General features: G+C 59.9%; 1 protein-coding gene. It reads right to left on the bottom strand.

Annotation, left to right across the window (positions count from 1 at the left end):
- Window positions 1–27: 27 nt before the first annotated feature.
- Window positions 28–576: acyl-CoA reductase (locus IE317_RS44160; RefSeq protein WP_229903255.1), on the bottom strand; the 549-nt coding region annotated here is incomplete at its 5' end.

Genomic DNA, 576 nt, shown 5'->3' on the forward strand with positions numbered 1-576 from the left:
GCCTCTGCTGCCCGCAACAGCACAGGCCTATTCCATATCCATATCGAACGAATCGCTGTACGCGTCGCTGCCGCGTTCGACATCCACCGCGCGCAACAGATCGATGAGGTTGAAGCCCCCATCATGATGCCAGCCGGATTTCGCCCGATCCATCTCACCGAGCGGACAGATGCGATTCACACCGACCTCGGCCAATGTATCTGCAAGACCAAACAGTCTGGTTGAATCCACAGCGACACCGCAGCTCTGCAGCCAGCCACGGCAGGAAGTCAGTCTTCTGGCAGCGTCCAACAAATCTGGCACCGCCACCACGTTGACGGTGCGGTTCAACGGCGACATCAGCGAAGCAACATCCTCGTCGGCACCACTACCGTCAAGTTCTCGATACAGCACCGACCATGCCGTGCTATGGCCACTGGCGAACACCGCGGCCTTCCCGCCCATCAAGGCTCTCATCTCAGCGTCGGTGCGCGCCCGCTGAATGGCCACGTTCTCGGCGTCACTCAATACGGAGCGCGGATATTTGCGCTGCTGATTCTCAAGCTCGCCACCGAGCAGCTGAGCCACTTCACGAGG

Source organism: Amycolatopsis bullii, assembly GCF_014654205.1.
GTDB classification, from domain to species: Bacteria; Actinomycetota; Actinomycetes; order Mycobacteriales; family Pseudonocardiaceae; genus Amycolatopsis; species Amycolatopsis plumensis.